The 25,435-nt window shown below is 61.1% G+C and carries 22 protein-coding genes; 14 read left to right on the forward strand and 8 right to left on the reverse strand.

The annotated features are described in order from the left end of the window. Positions 1-257: 257 nt before the first annotated feature. Both BRA49_RS08190 and BRA49_RS08195 read left to right on the forward strand, forming a co-directional pair. On the forward strand, positions 258-3,824 hold the full coding sequence (locus BRA49_RS08190; protein WP_292385064.1) for a hypothetical protein: 3,567 nt from the start codon (positions 258-260) through the stop codon (positions 3,822-3,824). Then, the gene (locus BRA49_RS08195; protein ID WP_292385066.1) at positions 3,821-4,123 is read left to right on the forward strand and encodes an acylphosphatase; all 303 of its coding nucleotides are present in this window, start codon (positions 3,821-3,823) and stop codon (positions 4,121-4,123) included. Before BRA49_RS08190 ends, BRA49_RS08195 begins: the two co-directional genes overlap by 4 nt. Here BRA49_RS08195 and cas1 read toward each other — a convergent pair. Next, complete coding sequence (gene cas1 / locus BRA49_RS08200) at positions 4,089-5,024, reverse strand: CRISPR-associated endonuclease Cas1 (protein WP_292385067.1); 936 nt, start codon at positions 5,022-5,024, stop codon at positions 4,089-4,091. The genes BRA49_RS08195 and cas1 overlap by 35 nt on opposite strands. A gap of 281 nt (positions 5,025-5,305) precedes the next feature. Here cas1 and BRA49_RS08205 point away from each other — a divergent pair, with 281 nt between their 5' ends. From BRA49_RS08205 to BRA49_RS08250, 10 genes are all read left to right on the forward strand, one after another. Continuing rightward, positions 5,306-7,999, forward strand: coding sequence for a hypothetical protein (locus BRA49_RS08205; RefSeq protein ID WP_292385069.1), 2,694 nt, complete (start codon positions 5,306-5,308; stop codon positions 7,997-7,999). A 13-nt stretch (positions 8,000-8,012) separates the two neighbouring features. Continuing rightward, positions 8,013-9,101, forward strand: a complete 1,089-nt coding sequence (locus BRA49_RS08210) for a hypothetical protein (protein WP_292385070.1) — start codon at positions 8,013-8,015, stop codon at positions 9,099-9,101. 31 nt (positions 9,102-9,132) lie between these two features. Further along, positions 9,133-11,739 (forward strand): PEGA domain-containing protein, encoded by a 2,607-nt coding sequence (locus BRA49_RS08215; RefSeq protein ID WP_292385071.1) that lies wholly within the window; start codon positions 9,133-9,135, stop codon positions 11,737-11,739. Continuing rightward, positions 11,736-12,014 (forward strand): hypothetical protein, encoded by a 279-nt coding sequence (locus BRA49_RS08220; protein ID WP_292385073.1) that lies wholly within the window; start codon positions 11,736-11,738, stop codon positions 12,012-12,014. The genes BRA49_RS08215 and BRA49_RS08220 overlap by 4 nt, the downstream gene beginning before the upstream one ends. A gap of 16 nt (positions 12,015-12,030) precedes the next feature. Further along, positions 12,031-12,888, forward strand: coding sequence for an argininosuccinate synthase (locus BRA49_RS08225; protein ID WP_292385074.1), 858 nt, complete (start codon positions 12,031-12,033; stop codon positions 12,886-12,888). After that, positions 12,885-13,460 (forward strand): molybdopterin-dependent oxidoreductase, encoded by a 576-nt coding sequence (locus BRA49_RS08230; protein WP_292385075.1) that lies wholly within the window; start codon positions 12,885-12,887, stop codon positions 13,458-13,460. Before BRA49_RS08225 ends, BRA49_RS08230 begins: the two co-directional genes overlap by 4 nt. Further along, a complete protein-coding gene (wtpA, locus tag BRA49_RS08235) occupies positions 13,457-14,494 on the forward strand; it encodes a tungstate ABC transporter substrate-binding protein WtpA (RefSeq protein WP_292385078.1) in 1,038 nt (345 codons plus the stop codon). Before BRA49_RS08230 ends, wtpA begins: the two co-directional genes overlap by 4 nt. Before the next feature lie 105 nt (positions 14,495-14,599). After that, positions 14,600-15,889, forward strand: coding sequence for a phenylacetate--CoA ligase family protein (locus tag BRA49_RS08240; protein ID WP_292385080.1), 1,290 nt, complete (start codon positions 14,600-14,602; stop codon positions 15,887-15,889). Further along, complete coding sequence (locus BRA49_RS08245) at positions 15,889-17,190, forward strand: phenylacetate--CoA ligase family protein (protein ID WP_292385081.1); 1,302 nt, start codon at positions 15,889-15,891, stop codon at positions 17,188-17,190. The genes BRA49_RS08240 and BRA49_RS08245 overlap by 1 nt, the downstream gene beginning before the upstream one ends. Next, the gene (locus BRA49_RS08250) at positions 17,190-17,621 is read left to right on the forward strand and encodes an ACT domain-containing protein (RefSeq protein ID WP_292385083.1); all 432 of its coding nucleotides are present in this window, start codon (positions 17,190-17,192) and stop codon (positions 17,619-17,621) included. The genes BRA49_RS08245 and BRA49_RS08250 overlap by 1 nt, the downstream gene beginning before the upstream one ends. 64 nt (positions 17,622-17,685) lie before the next feature. Here BRA49_RS08250 and hxlA read toward each other — a convergent pair whose 3' ends face one another. Beyond that, positions 17,686-18,975, reverse strand: coding sequence for a 3-hexulose-6-phosphate synthase (hxlA, locus tag BRA49_RS08255; protein ID WP_292385084.1), 1,290 nt, complete (start codon positions 18,973-18,975; stop codon positions 17,686-17,688). A gap of 154 nt (positions 18,976-19,129) precedes the next feature. Between hxlA and BRA49_RS08260 the strand changes: the two genes are divergently transcribed. Next, positions 19,130-20,092 carry a TIGR03557 family F420-dependent LLM class oxidoreductase gene (locus BRA49_RS08260; protein ID WP_292385085.1) on the forward strand — a complete coding sequence of 321 codons (963 nt, stop codon included), beginning with the start codon at positions 19,130-19,132 and terminating at the stop codon, positions 20,090-20,092. Between the two features lie 34 nt (positions 20,093-20,126). On the opposite strand, the gene BRA49_RS08265 is transcribed toward BRA49_RS08260, so the two are convergent. Both BRA49_RS08265 and BRA49_RS08270 read right to left on the reverse strand, forming a co-directional pair. Beyond that, positions 20,127-20,465, reverse strand: a complete 339-nt coding sequence (locus BRA49_RS08265; protein ID WP_292385087.1) for a P-II family nitrogen regulator — start codon at positions 20,463-20,465, stop codon at positions 20,127-20,129. Between the two features lie 10 nt (positions 20,466-20,475). Further along, complete coding sequence (locus BRA49_RS08270) at positions 20,476-21,669, reverse strand: ammonium transporter (protein ID WP_292385088.1); 1,194 nt, start codon at positions 21,667-21,669, stop codon at positions 20,476-20,478. A gap of 145 nt (positions 21,670-21,814) precedes the next feature. Here BRA49_RS08270 and BRA49_RS08275 point away from each other — a divergent pair, with 145 nt between their 5' ends. Beyond that, positions 21,815-22,372, forward strand: a complete 558-nt coding sequence (locus tag BRA49_RS08275) for a DUF2115 domain-containing protein (RefSeq protein WP_292385089.1) — start codon at positions 21,815-21,817, stop codon at positions 22,370-22,372. Positions 22,373-22,536: 164 nt separating this feature from the next. On the opposite strand, the gene BRA49_RS08280 is transcribed toward BRA49_RS08275, so the two are convergent. The 4 genes from BRA49_RS08280 to BRA49_RS08295 form a co-directional block, all read right to left on the reverse strand. After that, positions 22,537-23,064, reverse strand: coding sequence for a nitroreductase family protein (locus BRA49_RS08280; protein ID WP_292385090.1), 528 nt, complete (start codon positions 23,062-23,064; stop codon positions 22,537-22,539). A gap of 75 nt (positions 23,065-23,139) precedes the next feature. Then, positions 23,140-24,336, reverse strand: a complete 1,197-nt coding sequence (locus BRA49_RS08285) for a TraB/GumN family protein (RefSeq protein ID WP_292385091.1) — start codon at positions 24,334-24,336, stop codon at positions 23,140-23,142. Next, on the reverse strand, positions 24,329-24,871 hold the full coding sequence (locus BRA49_RS08290; protein WP_292385092.1) for a YkgJ family cysteine cluster protein: 543 nt from the start codon (positions 24,869-24,871) through the stop codon (positions 24,329-24,331). Before BRA49_RS08290 ends, BRA49_RS08285 begins: the two co-directional genes overlap by 8 nt. Next, positions 24,859-25,413: a GMP synthase subunit A gene (locus BRA49_RS08295; protein WP_292385093.1), complete on the reverse strand. Its 555-nt coding sequence runs from the start codon at positions 25,411-25,413 to the stop codon at positions 24,859-24,861. The genes BRA49_RS08290 and BRA49_RS08295 overlap by 13 nt, the downstream gene beginning before the upstream one ends. Positions 25,414-25,435: the final 22 nt, after the last annotated feature.

Genomic DNA, 25,435 nt, shown 5'->3' on the forward strand with positions numbered 1-25,435 from the left:
GGAGCGGGAGCACCGTAGGTGCGGGTGGTCGGGCAGGCGTAACCACCTCGCCTGCCCCTGACCTCTTACGGATGGAATCAACCCCATAACCCATCCGTTCTCAGGGTTGCAAGAGACCCTTGACATCCACCATATCCCTGATATTTTAGAGGATCCCACTGATTTCCATTGAAATAGATTCTTGTGAGTGGGGGGCAATCTATATATCTGATAATGGATATGCATGATGCAGGACCCACTGGAGAGCGCTGATCAAAATGGATGGAAAGCCACAGATAAAACAGAAGATCACCTCCGCGATCTCTTCGGGCGATCTGCGTGAGGTTGAAAAGGTCGTATTGGACATATCTGAGACTCAGACGAGAAAAGAGAAAAAATCGCTCTATGAGCAGATGAACGCCGCCCTGATACAGACGGCATTCGAACAGAGCCAGCCGGAACTCTTAAGCCAGCTTGCCCTTCCGACAAAAGAAGAAGTATTTACCCTTGCCCGACGTGCCGCGGAACTCTACAGCCAGAACAAGGACGAACGATGGTTCCGCGCAATATTTACCCTGGTCGACAAACTCGACCGCAAGAGCCACCAGTCCGATCTTCTCGCCGGCATCTCCCGCGATCTTGTCGAGATCGGGGTGGATACCGGGGACATCCACTATATTGAGAAAGGCGGGGAAGCCTTCGACAAGATCAGCATCCGCAAATACCGCTCGGCGATCCTCTCCGAAATAGTCCCGCTCTTCATCCAGTATGGACAGAAACACCGAAATATTGATATTATGCAAAATGCCCTCCAGATCCTCTCCGAGATCGGCGACATATCAAGACAATCACAACTCCATGCCGACGTGGCCAGGGCGATCGCCGGTTCCGGCATCGAATCCGGCAATATCGATCTCGTGATCAGCGGGTTATTGAGTGCCACGGAGATCAACCAGAAGATCCGGCGCACCAACTCGATCGCCGAGATCGTAGATGCCACCTGGAAGTCGTCGTTGAAGAAGGAGATCTCCAACATAGAAGAGATCATAGACTCACTCTCGGGCATCCCGGAAGAGCGGCTCATCGAAGTCCTCGCAATCCTGACCGAACAACTCCTCGACCGCCAGCGTGACAAGAAACAGGTCTACACCAAACTGCTCAGGCTCGACGACGAGAAGCCGTGGGCAGGCCAGACCCTCGTCCTCGAACTCCTGAAGAAGGCAGAGCGGAGCGGAGAACGCTGGTTCCTCGAGAAGGCGTTTGAGTTCAATGCCCGGGGCCTTGTGGAGACACAACTCCCGATCGAGGAGATCGTCCTCTCCGGGATTGCGGTCGTCGAGAAGACCGGGAACCCGACGATCCTCCTCGACATCACGCCGTTGATAGATGAGTCCTGCGACGCCGCGAAGGCAGCACACCTCTACCGGCAGATCACTGACGCACTCTCCCGGATGGGCGATTTCTATCACGCAATTGAGGTCATGAAGAAGGTCAGCAATAGCACCCAGAGGATCAATGCCCAATTTTTCGATACCAGTGTCCGCCTGATCAAGGAGGGGATCCGTCGCGACGAGATCGGTCTCGTCCGTGGGAATATCCTCACCGCACTGGATATCGATATCGCCGACTCGCTGGTACACCAGGCGGTGACCGACTTCTGTAAGGAGTACGACTTTGACGAGGTCGTCAGGCACATACCAGCCATAAAGGAGATTGTTAGATCGCACCGCACACAGGATATCCTGCTCCTTGAGTGCAACACTATCCTGATTGAGCGTGGGTTCGTCCGCCAGAACGACCCGTCGGCCCTCGTGGACCTGGTGAACCAGATCGGAGAGCAGGCTCTGCGCGAGCAGGCCATTTCAACCATCGCCGTCGAGATGGCGCGGATAGGCGTCGTCCGGAAGGATCGGGATCTCCTCCGGCATGCAACCGCGCTGACCTGCGAGATCATGGATCAGCAGGCACGGGCCGAGTCGATGGGCGGCATTGTGGACCAGGCAGCCGTACTCGCCGTCGAAGACGGGGATCTTGACCTCCTTCATGGGATGCGGGTTCTTTCCACATCCCTGCTGGAGCGGGATTACTGTCTCTTCGCGATGGGAAAGGTTATCCACGGCCTGATCATGTACGGGATCGAGCAGCTCTCGCTTCAGGCGCTGGATGAAGCGACCCAGATCCTCTCCCAGATCACCGATCCATCCCTGCAGCGGCAGCTGGTCGATCCTCTCATCGAGGGTTACGTCCGGGTCGGGAGCCTGCAGGCGGCGGACCAGCTCACCCGGGGAAAGGTCAGGATCTTCGATGGCATGATGGAGCCGTTCGAGATTGCGCTCACCCTCCTCCAGAACAGCACCCCGCGCGAGGAGGTCTCGATCAAGATAGCAAGTTATGTCGACATCATGCTCGAGTACTCGCAGGTTCACGCAAGCCCGATCTTTGCTGTCCCGATGAGTCTCTTCACCCTGGAGATTGGGGGTGAGTACGAACGAACCGCCATGATCCAGCGGATCCTCAACTTCTTCACCAGTTACACAAAGGAGTTCGACTCGGCCGACCCCTATGAGGTGATGGCTTACCTGCTCGAGGGCATCGAGGGAGCGCCGGCGGCACCGCCGGTACTCGAGTTGATGTACCGTCTCTTCGAGCATACCGGCGATGTCTATGCACGCTACTCCGGGATGTACCGGATCGTGAGCGCCTACTCGGTCCTCGGCAACGAAGAACGGGCCGAGGAGATTATCAGGCAGCTCCACGAGACCATCGGCACTATCTCCGAGCCGTCGATCCGCGTGATCATGCTCTCCGACCTTGCCGGACTTATGGCCGGGATCGACCATAGCACAGCCAGGAGTTATCTCGCCGAAGCGCAGGAGATGCTTGATTACGTCGGGCCGGAGCGGGATGCATTTGCCAGAAAGAACCTGATCTACGCTGCAAGAAGCCTCAACACCGTAAACCGGCAGGAGGAGGATGTCGACTGGGCTATCGGGCAGGTTGGCAGGATCGAGGATCCGGTCGAGTATGTGGATGCTCTTGCTGCGGTCTTTGACATGGTCACCGAGCCCGCACAGAGGAAAGAGATCCTCTCGGCCATGTGCCATACTGTGGTGAGCATCCCCTCTCCCTACATCCGGCTCTCGATGCTCTTTGACGTGGCACAGTTTGCCGAGAACTACGGCGACGACAGGGAGATCGACGAACTGCTCGACGGCATGGAGAGCACGGCCAAGCACATCCAGATCCCGTTCATCACCGCTATGACGCAGCAGCGGATGGCCCAGATGCTCTTCTCATTGTACCGGAAGAGCGGGAAGCCGGCCGTCCGGCAGCGGGCTATCGATGCCGTCTCCACGATCGACGACGATCGAATCCGGTACGGCCTGATGGTCCAGCTCGAACAGGCGATGCCCCAATCCTGGAAGAACACGGTCTACGGCAGGATCCTCGACTGCCGCGACAAGATCCGGAGCGGCGATTACACCACAAAGGACATGGTCACGCTCGACCGGGCGATACGGGCGGCACCGGATCGGGCAAGGAGGGCGACCTACTACACCGAGTTCTACCTCCTCGCGAGGAACGCAGGGCAGCATGAACTTGCGGATCGGATGCTCCTCTGCGCCCTCGAAGAAGCCCGGATCATCCGGCCGCTCTCGCGGCGGGCCTTTGCGCTCGGCGATATGGCATGCCGGATCTACGCGGAGCGCTACGAAGACCGGTCGAGGGAGGTTCTCGATATGGCTGTGAGCGAGGCTCTCAACATCCGCGACTCAACGGTCCGGGACGAGGTCTATGACGAGCTGGATATGTCCATGCGGCTTGTGCAGGAGCACTGGCTGTGAAGACGATCGAGATCAGGATCTCGGGAAGGGTCCAGGGTGTCGGGTTTCGTGCCTGCATCAAAAGGATCGCCACGAACCTCGGTGTCGGCGGTGAGGCGATGAACCTTCCCGACGGAAGGGTGCTCATCACCGCAACCGGCGAACCCGTCATCCTTGATAAGTTTGTCTCCATGCTCTACGGATGCCCCCGGGTCGTCATCCGGGACCTCTCCCAGAAGGAGATCCCCTTTGCCGGCTACCCGGAGTTCACCATCCAGCGGGCGCTCACCAGTACAGCACGTGAAATTCGGCGTTTGTGAGGAGGGCGTCCCGCAGGATATGCACCTGCGCATCAATGCGCGACTGGTCGATGGAGTCGCGGAGCGCCGCGACCAGCCGGGCCGAAAAGTTCCCGTCAAGGTAGCATCTTTTTTCACCGCATTCATAATCCCCCTCCGAGACCTCGTCCCTGGCAAACCGGAGGACGGTGCGGTCCACCATCGTCGCTTTCTGCGATTCAATAAGGTCGTAGACGAGGCTCCCGGCCCCTTCGTGGAGCATGCCGAGGTCGGGGTTGAGGTGGGCACCGACCAGGGAGACGCAGCAATTGCCGTAGAGCATCGCATACCCGAGTGAGAACATGGCGTTGACAGGGTCGAGGTAAGGGCGAATCGTCCTGCGCCGAAACCCGAGTTCCGGCGGGAGTGTGCGGGAGAGGATCTCATAATACATATCGACGGTCAGGCGGGAGAGTCTCCGCAGTTCCTCCATGGTGACCGAGACCCCCAGTTCCTCCCTGGCCTGGTGAAGGAAGTCGAGTTCTCCGGCGTAGAAGACATCCTGTCCGGCGTGGCCGTAGAGTTCCTCGAGGAGAAGAAGCCTTGACTGGAGGCCGGCCGTTGCGAGCGGCTGTGCGAACCGGTGAGGGGCTGCCCGTTCCTGGGCGAGGCGCACCGCCTCGTCCGGTTGATAACCGTAGGGTGTGAGGCACCCGACGGGCGTGCCGTCGATATCGAAGAAGGTGATGACAGCGCCGGTTTTGAGAAGGTTTGTCACCGCCGAGGTGTGCAGGGTATGGCCACCGACGACCAGGAGGTGCTTCACTGCCGCAAGAGGGTAGCGCCGGGTGGTGCTCCCCTGTGCGATGACCAGTTCCTGTCTCGTCGCTTTGATGTGCCCTCCGTAGCCGAAGACGGGGAGCCAGGGTTCCGTCGCCGTCATCCAATCACTCTGGAGATGAATATTGAGCGGTTTTTGGTGATTAATGCATCGATTCGCGGGATATAGCGAGATCCTTACGGCACGTGACGATGGGTCCTGGAAGCGGATAATCATATTGAGTTAACTTAATGAAGTTAATTAACTGTAACGTATTTACATGCCCATATCCTAGTTTAAAACGTTACTTTTCCCGGAGGGACTCTGGGAAAGGGTATGAACTAAAAAGGGCTGATTTAATGAACGGAAGGAAGAAAACAATTCAGTACGTTCTATTCGTGCTGATGGTATGCTCGCTGCTGGTGCTGCCGGCAGCAGGGGAGACGCTCCCTGGCGGGAACGTGAGCCCCGGGGAGAGCACCGTGGATACTGCGGGGACTCCCGAAGTGACTGAGACAGAGACACCGACGGTGACGCCGACGGAGGAGCCGACCGCTACACCAACAGAAGAGCCAACGGTGATGCCGACGGAAGAACCGACCGAAACCCCTGTTACATCGCCGATGCAGTTTCAAGTGTCAACCGGAGGACCCGTATCCCTCTTTGATGGAACTGTGACACTTCCAATGGGAGCGTTCCCGCAGGAAGCGTCCAACTCCGGGAAGAGTTATGCAGTCATGAACCCGACCCCGCTCGGTGTGCTGCATGCAGTCGCGGAGTCAGAAGGCTGGGTCTACAACGTGACCGACAAGAAATACAGCGCCAAGGGCATCTTCCTTCTCGACGATGTCGACAGTTATCTGAATGACGGCGAAGAGTGGTCCTGTTACGTCAATGATGTCCTCAGAGATGGGTTCAGCAAATCCGACGATGGTCTAAACGTTCTGCAGTTGAATGACAACGATAAAGTCACCTTCTGCTATGGAGCAGACTCAGACCTTGACAGCGCAACCGCCATCATCAATGCAACCGTCGACCTCGACGAAGACGACTGGACGCTCGCACTTATCGGCGCCCGAAGCGTCGTCCTGACCAGGAGCGACTTTGAGGCGACACTGACGGGCATGCCATCCCACAAGGCAACCGGCCCCGATCACAAGAGCAACACCTGGGAAGGGATGCCGCTCCACTACATCATCGGTGCGATTGATGATGAGAAGTACGGAAAGTCCTCCTCCGCATTCAACAGCGACCTCGCAGAGGCAGGGTATGACATCACCCTGACCAGCATTGACGGTAGTCAGACAATCTTCAACAGCTCGGTTGGGATCGACGGCGACGGATTCATTCTCGGCAACAAATGCGAAGGTGCCGTGCTGGCCTCTAATGACGACCGGTGGCCGTTGCGGCTGGTCGGATCGGACGTCGGAAGCGATCTCAGCGCAAAGGGTGTCGTGGCGATTCAGATCGGTGTAGAGGCAGGGTCAACCCCACCGCCTTCAAAAGGGGGAACCACCGAGATCCGCGTTGTGAAGTACGCTGCCGACGGCAAGACCATCGAGAACGAGACGACGGTCACCTACCAGCAGATGGAGAAGGACTTCACGGTTTATGGCGGTGAAAACGGCGTCCGGCTCAAGTTCCAGGGTCCCACCTTCGATCCGAACGACATCTGGAATCCTGCAGAAGACAAAAATCTGGGCAAAGTCGATGAAGTCGTGAAGGGAACTGCAATCAAGGATCTCTGTGACCTCGTGGGCGGGGTTCCCGAGGGATGGGAGGTCCAGCTTGCCGCCTCTGACGGCTACAAGGCGAAACTCAACTATACCAACCTGTATGCTCCGCTCGAACGGCAGGGCGAGGCGATCGTCGCCTGGTGGACAGAGCGGGATGGCTACGTGCCCGGCTACAGCGGCGGCATGCGCCTCTTCTTCAACACCACTGACGGCGTCTTTGGCGCCGACGATATGCGGGCGTGCCTCGCCCAGGATTACTGGCACTACTACTCGTCCGGCGGCATCCAGTACCCCTCGGCGGCCGGCGTCTCCAACCAGAAGATCGCGACCATCATGATCAAAATCCCGCGGGCGGACTGGAACCTCACCCTGACGGGCGCCATCACCCAGACCATCACCCGGTCATACTTTGAGTCCGGTAAAGCCTGCGCTATGGCCGGACACGATGCGACGTGGACCGATAACGAAAGCAACGTTTGGTCCAGGATGCCGCTCTGGCTCCTCTGCGGCTATGTCGACGACATGAACAGTCATGATTATGGAACAAATTGCTTCAACGACGACCTCGCAGACGCGGGCTACAACGTAACCGTCATCGACTACGGTCCGGACGGTGTGAAAGGCACCGGTGACGACTTCTCCGCCGTCTTCAACAGTTCGTTCATCAAGCGGAACAACAACATCGTCGTCGCAGACGAGATCGACGGCGCACCGTTGTCAAAAGACGGCGACAAAGCACCCTGGCCGCTCAGACTCGTCGGCTCCGCCCTGACTAAAGGCCAGATGGTCGGCAGCATCGACGAGATCATACTGACCGGTGAGCCGATCGTCGTGGTGCCCACGGGCGACGCGACGATCTCCCTTGAAGAGGGCTGGAACTTTGTCTCGACACCGAAGCAGCTTGCCGACGGCAAGAACACCTTCGCCGTATTCGATACAGTCGATACCGCCGACCAATCAATCCTGATCTACGACGGTCTGGAGCAGAAGTGGCAGATAGTGGTTTCGGCCGACTCCTTCCGGCCGCTTGACGGCATCTGGATCTACGCGGACGAGGCCTGCACCGTCCCCCTGACCTTCGCCCCCGGCGGGCCCGACCTCCCGCCCGCGAAGAACCTCGGCAGAGGCTGGAACGCGATCGGCTTCTCGGACACCCAACCCACGTCCGCGGCAAGCACCCTGCTCTCGCTCGGGAACCACTGGACGACCCTGATCGGCTTCGATGCGGAGGCTCAGCAGTATGATGTCTCGATCATCCGCAGTGACCGTGATTCTCACAGCGACGAGCGCACGATGGAGCCCATGCGGGGCTACTGGGTCTACATGACTGAGGCGGATACGCTTGCTGCCATCGGCGCCTGAAGGTGAACGGGCGATGATGCGGTATTGCGCCGTTCTGATCCTCATCCTCGGCCTCGTCGCCAGTGCGGCGGGTGCCGGGGATACCCTCCCCGTTTTCCCTCACGTATTCTACGGAGGCGTGACGATTACCGGATCTCCCGCACCGGCCGGGACCGTGATCACCGCAACGATCGGAGGCGTCGAGTGCGGTTCGGTTCAGACGGTAGATGCCGGACGATATGGCGGTTCCGACCGAAACATCGTGGGCCGCCTTGCCGTGATGGCAACCTCAGACCAGGCGGGAGCGACGATCACGTTCTACGTCAACGGGGTTGCCGCACAGGAGACCGCGACCTTCACATCCGGAGCGGTGACAGCCCTTAACCTGAGCGCAGCCGCCGGGGAGAGCACGCCCACGCCGACCTCCACGCCCGGCAATGGCGGCGGTGGAGATGGCGGTCCCAGCAGCGGAGGGCCCTCCCCCAAAGACCCCGGATCAGAGATAACCTATGACCCGGATGCTCCCCTCATCCCGGAGGTCTTCACCGGGAACGCGCCCCTCACCACTTCCGCGGCCGGTGTGGTGCTTGAGCCGGTGACGGTCACGACAGAAGACAAGGCCGGTGCCGTGACGATACCGGAGGGGACCGTCGCTCGCGACGGAGACGGCAACCCGCTCGGTGAGGTGACCTGCGCGGAGGCTCCCCCAGCCGAAATCCCCCCGGCCCCCCCGGGAACTAACATCGCTATCGCACTCGTGTGCGGCCCGGCAGGGGCCACATTCGACCCGCCGGCCACCCTCACCTATACCCTCTCCTCGGAAGAGTGGGCAGGGATCGGTGAAGGCGCCACGCCGAAGGTGATGTGGTACAGCCCCGAGGCCGGCGAGTGGCAGGAGATTGCCGCCACGGTGGACCCCGCCACGCGGACGGTCACAGCACAGGTCGATCACTTCAGCATCTACGCCCTGGCATGGACCGTCCCGGAGACCGTGGCCGCAGGAGCAGAAGAAACAAGGGCTCCAGCCGCGGAACCTGGACCTGCGTTCCCGACCTGGGCGCTGGCCCTCGCAGTCGTGCTGATTGCGGCACTGGCGGCATTCCTCCTCATGAGGAGGAAGTAGCCCTTTTTTTACGAATCTTGAGGAGCAAAACATGATACCAGCGCACCGGCGGGGCTGTGCCCCGCACCTAATTATCCTCTCGCTCTGTATCCTTCTTGTCGTACCCGTTTCGGCCGGCATGACCACGACGGAGGTGACCGTCACAAAACTTGCTGCTGACGGTGTGACGGTCCTCAACCAGACGACAGTGGACTGGCAGTGGATGAAAGAGAATCTCCCGGTGATCGGCGATGGAGAGACAACGTATTACACACAGGGCCCGATCTTTGAGGATGCCTGGAATGAGGCCCACCCGGGTGAGACATACGACCCGTGGAACCCGACCGAGGACGTCAACCTGGCTTACAAGGACCATGGGGAGTTCATGGGCACCAACGTTGCGAACCTGCTTGATCTCGTCGGCGGTGCGGAACCTGAAGATATGGTAAGGTTCGTCGCATCGGACGGGTTGCCGAAAGAGTGGCCTGCGGAGTACATCTACAACCCCAACGCGAGGCAGGGGCTGTTCTGCCTTGCCTGGTACCACGGAAACGATACGGGTTACGTGAATCAGGATTTCACCGAAGGGATGCGCCTCTACTTCCTGGGGGAGACGACCAACGCAGACGGCATGCACGTCTGGGGCAACTGGGATATGCATGAGTCCTGGGCCGAAGAATACTGGTACTACTATTCCGGGATCTATCCTTCGGCAGCCGGCGTCTCGGTGCAGAACGTCAAAGACATCAAAATTTATAGCGAGGAAGAGCCCACCGGGAGCATACACGTAAATTCGACACCCTCCGGGGCTGCCGTCCTCATCGATGACGAAGAGACCGGCGATACGACCCCCTGCACCCTCTCCGAAATCGAGGCCGGGAGCCACTCAGTCCGGGTCGAGAAGGAGGGGTTCGTCCAGCCCGATGATATATGGGTCAATGTCGTGGCGAACGCCGTTGCCGAGGTTGAGTTCAACCTGATTCCGGAGACCGGATCAGGCGGCGATAGCAGCAGTGGTGGCGGTGGCTCCAGGAACGGGAGCATCGCCATCACCTCGGTCCCGATGAACGCGAGTATCTACCTCGACGGGAACGCCACAGGGTTCTGGACAGATGCGACCCTGGAAGATGTCCCGGCTGGCGAGCATACGATCAAACTCATGCTGCCGGGGTACTGGAATATCACCCGGACCGTCACCGTCGAGGGGGACGAGTGCAGCCTCCTCGATCTGGTCTTTGAAAACAGTACTACCAGCAAAGCCACCACCGGAAATGGAAGAATCACCGTATCCTCGGTTCCAACGAACGCGAGCATCTACCTTGACGAAAAAGAGACAGGATCCCGAACCAATGCAACCCTGGAAGCGGTCCCGGTCGGCGAGCATACGATCTATCTCATGATGCCGGGCTACCGGAATGCAACCAGGACCGTCACCGTCGAGGAGGGTGGGCATACCACCCTTGATCTGCTCCTTTCCCCGGCAGGCGGTGAAACCAGAGCGAACACCACAACAGGCCGCGGTGAACCTGTAGCCGGGCACCCGGCGCCGAATAACCCTATTGAGGCTTTCATCGAAACCATCCTCACTTTCATGAACGGGCTGCTCTTGTTCTTCGGAATGGGAGAGAGTACGATAGCCCCACCGGGGCCGGAGAGCACCCCTGCCCCCGGCGAAGGTGCTATAACCCCCGTGCCGACCGGCACCCCTCTGCTCCCCGCACCGACGCCGGTCGGCACCCGGATCATGACGAATCACTCCGGTGGGCTCTACATCGAATCGTACCCTCCGGGCATGACGATCATTGTCGACAACAGGAGGCTCGCGTCGCAGACGCCCCGTGTTGTCTATGGTCTCCGCGAGGGACTTCACAACGTCATGGTCGAGAAGGGCGATCAGAGTAGTAACGGAGAGGAGTCTGATTATCGGTTTGAGACTGTTCAGGCCTGGGTCCACCCGGACGCAGTTGCCCCGGTCTTCCTCGACGGCGTGACCATCCCAGGCAGGAAGAAAATTCGGGTCGACTCGGAGGCCTACCGGGGTGAACGGTTTACGATGAACGGGTTCTACCCTGCCGCCACCATCCCGGCCGACGCCGTGATCGAAGGCGCGAAGTCCTGGATCACCGTCTCCCGGAACGGAATGTTCCTATCCTACGCCGTTCCCTCCGGCATCGGAGCCGGCGAAACGTATCGGATCGAGCCCCGGAGTGGGGATACCGTCTCGATCAGCATCAGTTCCAGCCCCGCCGGGGCCCAGGTCTTTGTCGACGGCTTCCCCACCGCAAAGCGCACCCCGTGCCGGATAGGAGGCCTCTCCTCCGGCCAGCACCGTATTCTGGTCTCGATGCCCGGCTACCTCCCCGCCGAAGAGGTCATCAGGATACCCGAGGGGGCCGAGACCGGCGGCGCCATCACCTGCGCGCTCCGGGAGTATACCCACGGGAATCTCCTCGTCGAGAGCATGGTTCCGGACGCGAAGATCTACCTGTATGGCCGGTACACGGGGGAGAAGACGCCGTACACCTTCAACGGCATGAGCATCGGCACCTACGAGGTCAGGGCCGTCTCAGACGATGATTCGAGGACAGTCGAGGACGTGCTGGTGAAACCGGGGGAGACAACCCGGTGCGTGGTGGCCCTGAAGGAGGAATACCGGTGAGCAGATGCGTTTTACGCGCTCACGGAAGAGAAGCAAGAGAGTACCAGGCCGGCCGTGAGCAGAACCTCGCCTACGTCCGGGCTGCCGTCAGCCCCGACTCGATCGATCGCGAGATGGTGACGGTCGCGGAAGAGGACGGTGAGGTAGGGATCTATCCGGGAGGGACCGTCTTCGACGTCGTCAGCCTCCCGCAAATACTCCCCCGCCAGAGAAGCAGCCGCCCGGGTGGTGCGGGGTTCTCGCGGCCCTCCGCGGCGCGGCGATGCTATCCATAATTTGGAGATGAAGAGTATGCAAAGAAAAGTGACACGGATGTTGCTCGCGCTCCTCTGCGTGAGCATGCTCGTCGCTGCCGCCTCGGCAGCACCGACGACTGAACTGCACGTCGTAAAGATCGCAGCCGACGGGCAGACAGTCTTAAACGAGACGACGGTCGATTATCACTGGATGGAGGCAAACCTCCCGGTCCTCGGGGACGGCGTGACCCACTACTACCACCAGGGGCCAGTCTTCGCCGATGACAAAGAGACTCAGTGGGACCGGAACGAGACCACCAACTTCAAGGACCGCGGAGCGGTGAAGGGGACGGACCTTGCCGACCTCTGTGACCTGGTCGGCGGGATAGAGCCCGGCGACGAGGTGATGGTCAGGGCAGTCGACGGCTACCACATCGAGTTTGGATACCAGAACGTCTACGAACCCGAACCGCGCCAGGGACCGATCGGCATCTGCTGGTACAACGGCGAGGATGCAGATGTCGGCGAGCGCCAGGGCGTTGGGTACCCGCCCGACTATCATGCCGCCATGCGCCTGGTTATCTTTGCCGACAACTCCACCAACCCCGAGGGCAAGCACGTCTTCGGGAACCAGGATATGCGCGATTACTTCCCGCCCGAACGCCTCCACCTCTTCGACAATCTCTACCCCTCGACCTCAGGCTACACCGTGAAGTGGCTCAGCGAGGTCCGGGTCTACGAGGGTGGCTATACCGGAGCCAAGGACGTCCCGGTCAAGTCGCTCCAGGGATCCGCCGCGGTTGAAACGACAGAGGCCCAGGCATCTGCACAGGCTCCCCCGAGCCCGGATCCGCTCTTCGGACTTCTGGCCGGGCTTGGTGTTGCGAGTTACGTATGGAGAATGCGGAGATGAAGGCTCGTTTCGTCCGGCTTCTGGCCGTCTTCATCCTCGTCTGCGTTGCAAGCGCCTGCGGGTGCACCGGGACAACCGGTCCCACCAAAGCCGCAGGGGAAGATATATCCTGGAACCTCACCGTTTCTGACGGCACCCAAGAGGAAGTGCTCTCTTTCTCCGAGATCAAGGCGCTTCCCGCATGGGAAGGGTATGGCCATGCGGTCTCCACGGTCGGGATCAAGTACGGGCCGTACAGGGTCAGGGGCGTGTCCCTTGCAACGCTGCTCGATCGTGTCGGCGGGTTTGAAGAAGGCGATCGGGTCGGAATTTCAGCGCCTGACGGTTACTACTGGGTCTTTGACGACGAGCAGATGGCCGGGAAAGGTTTTGTGACCTTCGACCAGGACCTCAAGGAGAAACCCTCGCCCGCCATTACTCTGGTTCTCGCCTATGAGTTCAACGGGGCCGCAATCCCCGACGAGGACGGTGGGCCGCTCAGGATCGTGATCGGCACCGATGAGCCGGGAACCATCACCGAAGGTAGTTCCTGGGTGAAATGGGTCGACCGGGTCGAGGTCAAGAGAGGATGACCCGGCCGGCAGTGACCCTCGCTCTCCTCATCCTCGCTGTCTTCGCGGCATCCGCAGGCTGCACCGATTCCGGCCAGGAACGCACCGTCCTCACGGTGGTGCCGGCCGGGAGCCTTCTTTATCCGCTTGAGGAGGTGGAAGCCGCCTTTGAAGACCGGCACCCGGATATCGATGTCCGGCTCGAAGGGCACGGGAGCATCCAGGCAATTCGGCAGGTGACGGACCTCGGTCGGGCAATCGATGTCGTCGCGGTCGCGGACGCCTCGCTCATCCCGGACATGATGTACATCCCGATGGGCGAGGGGAAGGAGAACTACACCGACTGGTACGTTCCCTTTGCGGCAAACGAGATCGTGATCGCCTACACCGACCGGAGCGCGGGGGCCGATGAGATCACGGCAGAGAACTGGTACCGGGTACTTGCCCGCCCGGACGTGCGGGCGGGGTTCTCAAACCCCATGCTCGACGCCTGCGGCTACCGGGCGCTCATGGTGACGGCGCTTGCCGAAGAGCATTACAACGAACCCGGACTCTTTAGCGCCATCATCGGCGGTTCCTTCGACCCGGCACTCGCACCCACCCGCGCGGACGGAGTGACGACGATCACCCTGCCGGAACGGATGAGGCCGGCGGACGAGAAGGTCGCTATCCGGGACGGGAGCATCTATCTTCTCTCGCTCCTTGACGCCGGCGGGATTGACTACGCCTTCGAGTACAGGAGCGTCGCCGAGGAGCACGGGCTCCGGTGGATCGACCTCCCCCCCGAGATCAACCTCGGTTCCGCAGCGCATGCAAAAGACTACCGGAAGGTGCACGTGACCCTCGGGTTCCAGAGATTCCGGTCTATCGGGAGCGAGCGGGTCGGGCAGCCGATCGTCTACGCCGTCACCGTGCCCGAGAGTGCGCCCCACCCCAAAGAAGCACAGATGTTTGTGGAGTTTGCTCTCGATGCGTTCCGCGAAGGGGGCGCCAGCTGGCCCCGGCCGTTAGGAACAGGTTCTGGTGCTGCTACAGCGTACCATGCCACGGATTGACAAACCTTTTCCCCATCGGCCGCCCATGTAGTGGTAACGTATGCCCGGCGGTGATCCGCTGACTGCGGACCCGTACCGCCGGGCAACCACCGATGGGATAGTATTATGTTCTGGAACAGAGCGATGGAGACTATTCGGCCTGGAGAACTCGCGGACCTTCAGCTCAAGCGGCTGAGATGGACGCTGCATCAGGCAGAAAATGTTGGACTATACCAGAGAAAGTTCAAGGAAGCGGGCGTCTCTCCAGACGAGATCAGGACGCTCGACGACGTGGAGAAACTCCCTTTCACTTACAAAAAGGAGCTCCAGGCCGGGTACCCGTTCGGCCTCTTTGCGGTCCCCATGAAGGAGATAGTCCGGATCCACACCACCTCAGGCACGACGGGGAAACCGACCGTCGTCGGCTATACCCGGCAGGACCTGGATAACTGGTCGGAACTGATCGCACGGAACATGACGATGATCGGCCTTGGAGAGGACGACATCTTCCAGAACGCGGTCAACTACGGTCTCTTCACCGGGGGGCTCGGGTTTCACTACGGCGCCGAGAAGATCGGGGCAACCGTGATCCCGAGCGCAACCGGGAATACCCGCCGCCAGATCGAGATGATCGAGGACTTCGGGGTGACTGCGATCCACTGCACCCCGAGTTATGCCCTCCATCTCGCCGAAGTGGCCGAGTCGATGGGAAAGACGCTGGATACCCTTAAGACCGGGATCTTCGGGGCAGAACCCTGGTCGGAGAGCATGCGCACCGAACTCGAACGGCGGCTCGGGGTGAAGGCTTTCGACAGTTATGGCCTCTCGGAGATGTATGGTCCCGGAGTGGCGTTTGAGTGCCCCGAACACAACGGGCTTCATATCTGGCACGACTGCTACCTTACAGAGATCATCGACCCGAAGACGGGGGAGAGGCTCGGTCCCGGCGAGCGGGGTGAACTCGTCATCACGCCGCTCGTCAAGGAGGGGCTCCCGCTCGTCCGCTACCGCACCGGCGACGTGACCCGGCTGATGGACGAGGAGTGTGCCTGCGGGCGCGGGGTAAAGATTGCACGACTCACGGGCCGTAGCGACGACATGCTGGTTATCCGGGGGATCAACGTCTTCCCTTCACAGATCGAGCATGTGCTCCGGTCCCTCCCCGAGGTCGGAGAGCAGTTCATGGTATATATCGATCGCGTCAAACATCTGGATGAGATGACGATCGAAGTAGAGATGAGCAGAGCGGGGTTCTCCGGTGAACTCCAGGACCTCGCCCGCACGCAGAAGAAGATCGCCGGCGAGCTCCACAACACGCTCGGCCTTAGGACCGCGGTGAAACTGGTGGAGCCGGGGTCGCTGCCCCGGTTCGAGGGGAAGGCAAAACGGGTCATCGACCGGCGGGGGGCAATCTGATGGCACCCTGGAACCCGCGAGCGGAAGAGATGCCGCCCGACGAATTACGAAGGCTCCAGTTCAAACTCGTGAAGTCCCTGGTGTACCGGCTCTACAGTTTCAACGACTTCTACCGGCGCCGGATGAAAGAGCAGCAGGTTCATCCCGATGACATCAGGACGCTTGAGGATGTCGCGAAACTCCCGTTCATGTATAAACGGGACCTGCGAGACGGCTACCCGGACAAGATCTTCTCCGCCGGGCGGGACGAACTCGTCCGGTATCATGTCTCTTCCGGGACAACGGGGAAACCGACGGTCGTCGGCTACACGGAGCACGACATCGAGAACTGGAGCGAGTCACTGGCACGGGGGTTCTCTTCCTGCGGCCTCGGGCGGGGGGACGTTATGCAGGTGAGTTACGGCTACGGCCTCTTCACCGGCGGCCTCGGCGCCCACTACGGCGCCGAGAGGGTCGGTGCAACCGTTCTTCCCACAAGTGTCGGGAACACCGAGCGGCAGGTCGAATTGATGCAGGACCTCCACGTCACTGCCATCGCCTGCACCCCCTCCTACCTCCTTCACATGGGCGAGGTGGCGGAGAAGATGGGCGTCTCGATCAAGAATGATACCGAACTTCGTATCGGCTTCCTCGGCGCCGAACCCTGGTCGGAACAGATGCGGACCCGGATCGAGGAGTGGCTCGGAATCCGTGCCTACGACATCTACGGGACGAGCGAGCTCTCCGGGCCCATGTTCACCGAGTGCGCCGAGCAGCAGGGGATCCACATATGGGGTGACCTCGCGCTCGTCGAGATCGTGGACCCCGCGACCGGCGAGGTGCTCGAACCCGGGGAACAGGGCGAGCTGACCATCACCATGCTGCAGAAAGAGGCGCTGCCCATGGTCCGGTACCGGATAGGAGACCTGACGGCTCTCGAAGAAGATGCCTGTGCCTGCGGCCGGACTCATCCGCGCATCGGCCGGATCCGGGGACGAGTGGATGATATGCTGATCGTTCGCGGTATCAACGTTTTTCCGTCGCAGGTGGAACATGCGCTGCTCGAGATCCCGGAGGTCGGGAGGCACTTCCAGATCGTCGTCGACCGGAAGGGTGCGCTTGATTCCATGCTCGTACGAGTGGAGGTGAGCGAAGAGGCATTCTCCGACAAGATCACCGAACTGATGGTGATCAAGAGGAAGGTGGAGCACCGCCTGCGCGGTTCCCTGAACGTGAGCGTGGACGCAGAACTGGTCGAACCGGGCTCCCTGCCGCGGTTTGAAGGCAAGTCGAAGAAGGTTGTTGACAGGAGGTCATTGTAATGGAGAAGTCGTATATCGTCAAACAGATCTCAATCTTTTCGGAGAACCGCCCCGGGCGCCTCGCGGCGATCGCCGGTGCGCTCCGGGATGCGAAGATCAACATCTTTGCATTCAGTATTGCTGAAGCGGACGGGTTCGGTGTCGTTCGCGCACTCGTCGACCGGCCGGAGGACGCCCACCGGACGCTGACAGATCTCGGGTTCAGGGTCTCGTTCACCGACGTCATCGGCGTGAAGATGCGTGACGAGCCCGGCGGTCTCTCGGATATCGCATCGGTCCTCGGGGATGCGGGGATCAACATCGAGTACGCCTACGCATACTCAGGGAAGGACGCGGCGGTCCTGATCCTGCGCGTGGACCAGATCGAGGACGCCGTCCGGCAGCTCCTTGGCCACGGCGGAGAACTCCTCAAGACATCCCTCTCACAGTAACCGGGGCCCCGGGGCAATCCCGGACCCTCGTGCCGGCCTCGCCTTTAGGCGGGGCCGCCTACAATCAGTGCCGCTTCTCCCATTTCAGGAGTTCCGAGACCTCAGAGAGTGTCTTCCCGCGCCGGATCTCCTCGCGGATCCGCTCTTCGGTCTTTTTGACCTCCATCGCCCGGCGCGCGATCTCGTAGGCCCGCTCCCGGGGGACCACCACGACACCGCTCTCGTCGGCGACGATCCAGTCGCCCGGCCGCACCTCCTGCCCGCAACAGGCGATCTCGGTGTTGATCTCCCCTAGACCCTTGGGGTCCCCGGCGTTCGGAACGGTCGCCGTGGCGAAGACCGGGAGGCCGAGCTCCCGGATGTCGTCGACGTCCCGGGCTGCTCCGTCGATAACGACGCCGCTAACCCCACGGTTCATCGCGGAGTGAGTGGCAAGTTCCCCCCAGGGCGAGACATCCTTCCTCCCATCGTTGCTGATGACGAGGACGTCGCCCGGTCCGGAGACGTCGATCGCCTCGACGGGTTTTGCCCAGTCCCCGGCGACGGTCCGAACCGTCACCGCTCTGCCGACCGCTTTCACCCGGCCGCAGATGGAGACGATGCCCGCCATCGCCCCCTTCCGGTGCATGGCGTCGGTGACGTTCGGCGCCGAGACCGCTTCGAGCAAGCGGCGAATGACGGCGTCCTGGCTCTCCTCCTCCCGCGGCCGGATCTCGGGCCGGTCGATTGCATCCCTGACCCGCCGCGCCGCCCCGGTCACGTCGGCTGCCTTGATGATGTTCCCGCCAACGATGACGATCGAGGCCCCGGCGACGACCGCCTCGGATGCGGTCTCTGCGTCCAGCCCCCCCGCGACGGCGATAGGGATGTTCACCTCCCCTGCAAGGCGATGAAGGAGGTCGAGCGACGACCTCCCGATCATTTGCTGATCGATGCCCACGTGGGCGTTGATGTAGTCGACGCCGAGCGCCGCAAGTTCCCGCGACCGGGAGACGGGATCACTGACGTTGATGAGGTCGGCCATGATCCGGACGCCGTATTTGCGCCCGGAGCGGACCGCCTCGGTTATGACGGTATCGTCGGCATCGGCGAGGATGCAGACGATTGCGGCACCGGACTTCGCCGCCATCTCTACCTCGATGGCCCCGGTATCGGCGATCTTCATGTCCGCGACGATCTCATGGTCGGGGAAGCGCTCGCGGAGCGTCCGCACGGCCTGCATCCCCTCGCTTTTGATCAGGGGCGTTCCGGCCTCAATCCAGTCCGCACCACCACGAACCGCCTCATCCGCGATCTCTACCGCACGATCGAGCTCGAGGAGATCGAGCGCCACCTGGAGAGTAGGCGTTGCCATGCAGTATAGTATGACAAGGATTCTATTTATCAGGGCCGGGCCGGGGAAACCTATATGCCATGAGATGAACGAGGTAGCCGGCGCCCACGTTGTCCCTGCCCCCGGGAAGAGGGGGACGGGGCGGCCGTATCGGCGGCACGGATGTGATTGAAGGATGGTCGAAATTGGATATAAACTGGCGAGCGAAGAGCATGGGCCCCTCGACCTGGTCTGCTACGCCCGCCAGGCAGAAGATGCCGGCTTTAGGTTTGCCATGATATCGGATCACTACCACCCCTGGACAAACCAACAGGGGCAGAGCCCGTTCGTCTGGGGAGTACTTGGCGGCATCTCGCAGGTGACGGCGGACCTCCACCTGGTGACCGGAGTCACCTGCCCGACGATCCGGACACACCCGGGGATCATCGCCCAGGCTGCCGCAACCGCGGCAAGCATGATGCCCGGACGGTTCAGTCTGGGCCTCGGGTCGGGCGAGAACCTCAACGAGCATGTCTTCGGCGACCCCTGGCCCGCGGCCCCCATCCGGATAGAGATGCTTGAAGAGGCGATCGAGGTGATCAGACTGCTCTGGAAGGGAGGTATGCAGGATCACTACGGCTCCTTCTACACCCTGGAGAACGCTCAGATATTCTCGCTCCCTGATGAACTCCCTCCCATCTACATCGCGTCCGAAGGCCCGATCAGCGCTTCTCTGGCCGGGCGGGCCGGTGACGGGTTCATCAACCCGGGCACCAATGCAGAGGAGAACCTCATCATCTTCCGGGACTCCGGGGGCGGCGATAAGCCGGCATACATCGAGATATCGGTCTGCTGGGCAGAGACCGAGGAAGAGGGGCGGACGACCGCCTACGAGCAGTGGCCGATCGCGGCAAACACCGGGGAACTCAACAGGCTTCTTCCCACCCCCGTTCACTACGAACAGGTGGCGAAGATGGCGACGCCGGAGGACGTCGCAAAGCACGTCGTCTGCGGCCCCGATCCGGAGCCCTATGTCAGGAAGATCGAGGAGAGCGTGAAAAAGGGATTCGATCACGTCTGCATCCACCAGATCGGGCAGCAGCAGCGTGAGTTCATGGAGTCTGCCGCAAAGGAGATCCTGCCGCAGTTCACGAAGTAGCGGCCAGCGGAGAGGGAGACCGGTTAAAAGGGGGTTATGGATCGGTTGGATCCTCTAGATCCGTCCGTACCCGACAGATGGTCTCGACCGGCAGGACAAATATCCTGCCGTCGCCCGGCTTCCCGGTCCGGCCGTTCGCCCGGATGATACCGATGACCTTCTCGACATCGGCATCGCTGACGACCATTTCGATCTTCACCTTCGGGATGAGCTCGACCGGCATCACCTTCCCCCTGAACTTGAGGGCGATGCCCCGCTGTGCCCCCCGTCCCATGACCTCGCCCACGGTCATGCCGTAGATGCCGTCCGCCTCGAGCGCTGCTTTCACGGAGTCGAACATCTCCGGCCTGATGACTGCGCAGACCATCTTCATCCGGATCACCTCACACCCGCACGGACTCGCCGTGCTGGGCGATGTCCAGTCCGACATATTCTTCCTCCTCGGTGACCCGCAGCCCCAACACCGCGTCGACGACCCTCGCGATGGCGTAGGTCACGCCGAATGAGTAGGCCACGACCACGCCCACATCTACCACCTGGATGAGGAACTGAACCGGGTTACCATCGATCATGCCGCTCACGCCGCCGATTGCCGCGACCGCAAAGACCCCGGTTGCGAGAGCGCCGAAGATGCCACCCATGCCGTGGATCGCCCAGGCATCGAGGCTCTCGTCAAGACCTTTCTGGACGCGGAAGACCAGGGCGCCGTAGCAGAAGAGGCCTGCGCCGGCACCGATCACGATGGCGGCCATGGGATCGACGAACCCGGCCGCCGGGGTGATGGCGACAAGCCCGGCGATGGCCCCGCTGATCATCCCGATCGATCCGGGCCTGCCCCGAACCCAGGCAGCGCAAAGCCAGGCAAGGGCCCCCGCAGCGGCCGAGATGTTCGTCACGATAAATGCATTTGCCGCAAGGCCGTCTGCGGCAAGAGCGCTGCCGGCGTTGAACCCGAACCACCCGAACCAGAGGAGCGCCCCCCCGAGGAGAGCCAGCGGGATGTTGTTCGGCTCCATGCCGTGGCCGCCGAAGCCGAGACGCTTCCCGATGACGAGCGCGAGCGCGAGCGCGGAGAACCCGGAGCTGATGTGGACAACCGTGCCGCCGGCGAAGTCAAGCGCGCCGAGTTGCGCCGCCCATCCGCCACCCCAGGCCCAGTGAGCAAGCGGGTCGTAGACCAGCGTCGTCCAGAGCAGGCCGAAGACGAGGAACGAACTGATCTTGATCCGTTCCGCAACCCCGGACGTCACGATTGCAAGCGTGAGGCCTGCAAAGACCATCTGGAAAACCACAAAGAGCAGGTCGGGAATGCCGTCGCCGTCCACACCGATGCCTTGCAGGAAGGCGTACTCGAGGCCTCCGACCAGCCCCTGGAGATCGGTCCCGAACGAGAGGCTGTAGCCGCAGACGACCCACTGGATGCTGACGAGAGCGAACGCGATGAACGAGAGTGCGATCATGGAGATGAGGTTCTTGCGCCGGACGAGCCCGCCGTAGAAGAGCCCCACTCCCGGGGTCATCAGCATGACCATAGCCGTACAGATGAGAACAAACGCCGTAGCGCCGGTGTCAATCATACCCCGGCCCCCGGATTATCAACTGGTTGTTCATGATGTTCATCGGAAGGAAGTTGCCTTCCTACATTAATAAAGTTTTCCATATGTGGCGCATATCGGGCGAGGACTGATACCCTCTACGGTCGAAGATTACCTGAGTGATGCTATGAACACCATCCGGGGGCCTGAAGGCGCCCGCCAGGTCTGCGCCCGCCTGCGGTCGGCAACGACGCGACGGGAGCTTGCGGCTGCCCTCTACCGCGAGGTCTCCGGCTACTCGCTCTTCGACCTCCAGGCGATGCGAGGGAGGGTGGAGAAAGACCTCCAGGCCGTCCCCACAGGATACCGACAGCGCCTCTACCCGCGCATGATGGAGATGATCTTTGAGACGCAGCATGCCCTCATCACCACCATGCGCCGTGGCGGCGCGGATGTACCGGATGAACCGCTTCCCGGAGAGTTCCAGGACTTCTGCAAGATGGTCGAGGAGACATGCCTTGCCGTGGACGAGGAGGAGCAGCACCTCGAGGTCCTCTACTTCCTCCTTGCTGCCTTCAACATGTTTGTCCTCGACCGCCCCGCCCACCCGGTGGGCACGCCCTTTCCCGGCGGGTTTACGGTCGAGGTCAGGAACGGGGAATACCTCTGCCCCGTCCGTGAGAAGGCCGACGACGTCGAGAACGCGCTCTGCCCCTACTGCCCGGCAAAACAGAGCGATGTATAGGAGAGATCAGACCTCGAGTCCGTCTGCACTGCAGACATCACGCAGCAGCAGAGCCCGTGCAGCCCCGTACTCCGCGGATATTGCGTGAGCCCCGTCGTCAAGAGAAGGGCCCTGCATTTTCAGCCGGGAAACGACGGTACAAAAATAGTTCGGGTGTTATCCACCTACTCTTCCTCGTATCGCTCGAAGAATGTGACCTCGTCGAGGATCTTCTTCTGCGTGATCTTGATCTCTTCGGGGTATCCCGCGGGGATAAGAGAGACGAGCGTGTACTCTTCAGGGACGTTGAGGAGTTTCCGGACGTCCTCGGCGTAATCTTTCTTCTCCCCCGCAACCCAGCAGGACCCGATCCCCCAGGCCTGGAGCGCGAGGAGGAGCTGCATCGTCGCGGCACAGCAATCCTCAAGGTAGTACTTCGCGTCCCTCTTTCCAAAGACAGCGAAGCAGATGGGTGCATCGGCGATGAACCTGCCGTTCTCGGCCAGGTCCGCGATTGCCCGCAGCGTCTCGCGATTCTGGATGGTCCCAAAGAGCCAGGGCTGCTCGTTTCTCGCCGTCGGGGCAAGGCGCGCGCAGTCAAGGGCGTCCTTGATGATCTTCTCCTCGATGGGAGTGTCCTTGTACTTCCGCACGCTGTGCCTGCTCCGTATGACAGTGACACCGAGGTTAACCGTTCCACCAATCGGACTCATGCAACGATGGTGGGCACTCCTGGCCTAAATACCTTGGGGAAAAGGAGATAGGGATGCCTCATCGGGGGAGCGGCCCTAGAAGAGGCCCTGTATCATCTGCAGCATATTCGAGAAACCGTCGGTGATGACCACCGTCGGATCGATCCCGAGAACGGGAAAGATGAAGAGGAAGTAGGCAATGACCCCAATCGTGCACCCGACATTGGCAAGAGCAGCGACCAGCACCACCCGGAAGAGAGGGATCTTCCGCATCTCCGAGAAGGTCTCCGCCGCGATGATCTGACGAAGTTCTCCGGCGGTGGGCTTCCGTATCTTTGCCTCGACGGCGGCGGCGAACCATCCCGCCGCAAGCAGCGGGTTGAGCGACGTCATCCAGGAGACGGCAAACGCCGTTGCGGCCGAGAGGGGGTGCCCGCCTGCGAGCAGTGTGAACACGGCGCTTAACGCGCCGGTGATCAGGATCCAGTAGACAAAGGCGGCGAGCAGGATGTCCAGGCCCACGCCGGAGAAGGCTATCGCGGCGAAGAGGAGGAGGAAGAGGCCGGTGACTGCCGCACCGAGGATCTTCCCCCACGGCAGGCCCTTTGACTCGGCGGTCAGGGCCGGTAGCGGCGGCAGCGTCTCCGGCGCATCAAGGTAGCGCTGGACCCCCCGGATATGCCCGGCACCGACGACCGCGAGCACCCGCTCGTACCGGCCCCCGAGCATCAGGACCTGGTGAGCAAGGTACGCGTCCCGTTCGTCGATCAAAGCCTGGGCACCCCGAGGAGAGAACTTTCGGAACTCCTCCATCGCGGCACTCACCACGTCCTGATTCGTGAGCGTGTCCACATCGATCTCCTCACCCTCGACGTTCACCAGCGAGTAGAGCAGAGCCCCGATGAACTTGAACTTCTCCCAGATCCCCATATTCCCCCAGAACCGGGCAAGCGTGATCCGGATATCCCGGTCGATGAACGCTACGGGTTTCTGGTGCGCTTTGGCCTCATCGATTGCGGTCAGCATCTCGGTACCGGGTTTCACGCCGGTCTCGGCACCGATCCGCTGCTGGATGTAGGTGAGCACCCACTGAACAAGGAGCTGACCGAAGTTTCCGCCTTTCAGGACATCCGCAACAGAGGGCTCGGCCACTTCCTCCGTGAGCGCTGTATACCGGCCCCTGTCGAGTTCGACGCCGACGATATCGGGCCCGAACTCCTCAATAGCTGATCGGACATCCTCAACGCTCTTCTGCGAGACGTGGGCGGTTCCGACAAGACGAATCTCAGTCATGGACCACCTTCATACCTTCGCTGTCGATAACTGCGCGCGTTCCTGGCGACACCGTCGAACGCTCGTAAACTATCCGGAGACCAGCCTCCTCTGCTGCCTCGGCAGCCTGCCGCCTGCAGAGGTCGGCGCCGAGAGCCTGCGCGTCGCGGAGAGAGATGGGTTTCCCGAGGCCGGGGCACTCGGAGACCAGCAGTCCGTCATCGACGAGCATAAACGGATATGTACGGCAGATCCAGGGGCGATGGGCGTAGATGGAGCACCGTCCGTCGCAAAGAAAGATACAGGCATCGGCAGTGCGCCGGATGCACCACGCAAGCGTATACTCGCCGCCATTGCCGGCATCGATGAAGTCGGGATAGGGCTCGGCAACCTCATCCCATGCCATCCCGGTAGCCGCCATGATTACCCGGATCTCAGCAGGGCTCACGATAACCAGGTTCGAATCCTCCGCGATCCGTCGGCAGCAGGCCCCGCACCGCTGGCAGGAAAACCCGATGGACCCGACCCGGCCCGCAACGTCGTCTACTCCGAACATATCCGGTCAAAGTTCTCGAAGATGACCCGTCCGTTGACGGTATGGCTGACCTCCGGGTGCCACTGGACACCATAGAGGCGTTCATCGGGAGACGCCATCGCCTCTACGCCGCAGATTACCGATTCTGCAAGCCGGACGAAGCCAGCGGGAACCACCGAGACCTCGTCTGCGTGCGACGCCCAGACCTGCATCCGGTCCGGGTAGCCCTGAAGCAGGCTGTCCCGTTCGAGGATATCGACCTCGACCGCACCGAATCCGCCGCTTGCCCCCCGGCGGACTGCACCCCCCCGGGCTGTCGCCATGATGTGCAGCCCAAGACAGATGCCGAGAACGGGAAGATCGAGATCGAGGTACGCAGGAGCGGCACCGGCACGGTCCAGGGTCGGGCCGCCGCCGAGGATGATGCCCCGGCAGCCCCGGGAGACCTCGGCCGGCGAGGTCTCATTGGAGATCATCGTGGCCTCAATGTCCATGTCCCGGAGTGCCCTCAAGATCAGGTGGTTGAACTGTCCATGATTGTTGACCACATAAAGTGGAAGCATTGCTTATAGATGGATGTAAAAA

Source organism: Methanoculleus sp. UBA430, from assembly GCF_002506585.1.
Classification (GTDB): Archaea; Halobacteriota; Methanomicrobia; order Methanomicrobiales; family Methanoculleaceae; genus Methanoculleus.

Bases quoted from the DNA above. Each gene is read 5' to 3' on its own strand.
- cas1 (WP_292385067.1), bottom strand. From the start codon at position 5,024: ATGACGGCGACGGAACCCTGGCTCCCCGTCTTCGGCTACGGAGGGCAC.
- BRA49_RS08265 (WP_292385087.1), bottom strand. From the start codon at position 20,465: ATGAAGATGGTCTGCGCAGTCATCAGGCCGGAGATGTTCGACTCCGTG.
- BRA49_RS08285 (WP_292385091.1), bottom strand. From the start codon at position 24,336: ATGACTGAGATTCGTCTTGTCGGAACCGCCCACGTCTCGCAGAAGAGC.
- BRA49_RS08275 (WP_292385089.1), top strand. From the start codon at position 21,815: ATGAACACCATCCGGGGGCCTGAAGGCGCCCGCCAGGTCTGCGCCCGC.
- BRA49_RS08225 (WP_292385074.1), top strand. From the start codon at position 12,031: ATGCAAAGAAAAGTGACACGGATGTTGCTCGCGCTCCTCTGCGTGAGC.
- BRA49_RS08240 (WP_292385080.1), top strand. From the start codon at position 14,600: ATGTTCTGGAACAGAGCGATGGAGACTATTCGGCCTGGAGAACTCGCG.
- BRA49_RS08295 (WP_292385093.1), bottom strand. From the start codon at position 25,413: ATGCTTCCACTTTATGTGGTCAACAATCATGGACAGTTCAACCACCTG.
- BRA49_RS08260 (WP_292385085.1), top strand. From the start codon at position 19,130: ATGGTCGAAATTGGATATAAACTGGCGAGCGAAGAGCATGGGCCCCTC.
- BRA49_RS08280 (WP_292385090.1), bottom strand. From the start codon at position 23,064: ATGAGTCCGATTGGTGGAACGGTTAACCTCGGTGTCACTGTCATACGG.
- BRA49_RS08210 (WP_292385070.1), top strand. From the start codon at position 8,013: ATGATGCGGTATTGCGCCGTTCTGATCCTCATCCTCGGCCTCGTCGCC.
- BRA49_RS08290 (WP_292385092.1), bottom strand. From the start codon at position 24,871: ATGTTCGGAGTAGACGACGTTGCGGGCCGGGTCGGGTCCATCGGGTTT.
- BRA49_RS08245 (WP_292385081.1), top strand. From the start codon at position 15,889: ATGGCACCCTGGAACCCGCGAGCGGAAGAGATGCCGCCCGACGAATTA.
- BRA49_RS08215 (WP_292385071.1), top strand. From the start codon at position 9,133: ATGATACCAGCGCACCGGCGGGGCTGTGCCCCGCACCTAATTATCCTC.
- BRA49_RS08230 (WP_292385075.1), top strand. From the start codon at position 12,885: ATGAAGGCTCGTTTCGTCCGGCTTCTGGCCGTCTTCATCCTCGTCTGC.
- BRA49_RS08270 (WP_292385088.1), bottom strand. From the start codon at position 21,669: ATGATTGACACCGGCGCTACGGCGTTTGTTCTCATCTGTACGGCTATG.
- BRA49_RS08205 (WP_292385069.1), top strand. From the start codon at position 5,306: ATGGTATGCTCGCTGCTGGTGCTGCCGGCAGCAGGGGAGACGCTCCCT.
- BRA49_RS08190 (WP_292385064.1), top strand. From the start codon at position 258: ATGGATGGAAAGCCACAGATAAAACAGAAGATCACCTCCGCGATCTCT.
- wtpA (WP_292385078.1), top strand. From the start codon at position 13,457: ATGACCCGGCCGGCAGTGACCCTCGCTCTCCTCATCCTCGCTGTCTTC.
- hxlA (WP_292385084.1), bottom strand. From the start codon at position 18,975: ATGGCAACGCCTACTCTCCAGGTGGCGCTCGATCTCCTCGAGCTCGAT.
- BRA49_RS08250 (WP_292385083.1), top strand. From the start codon at position 17,190: ATGGAGAAGTCGTATATCGTCAAACAGATCTCAATCTTTTCGGAGAAC.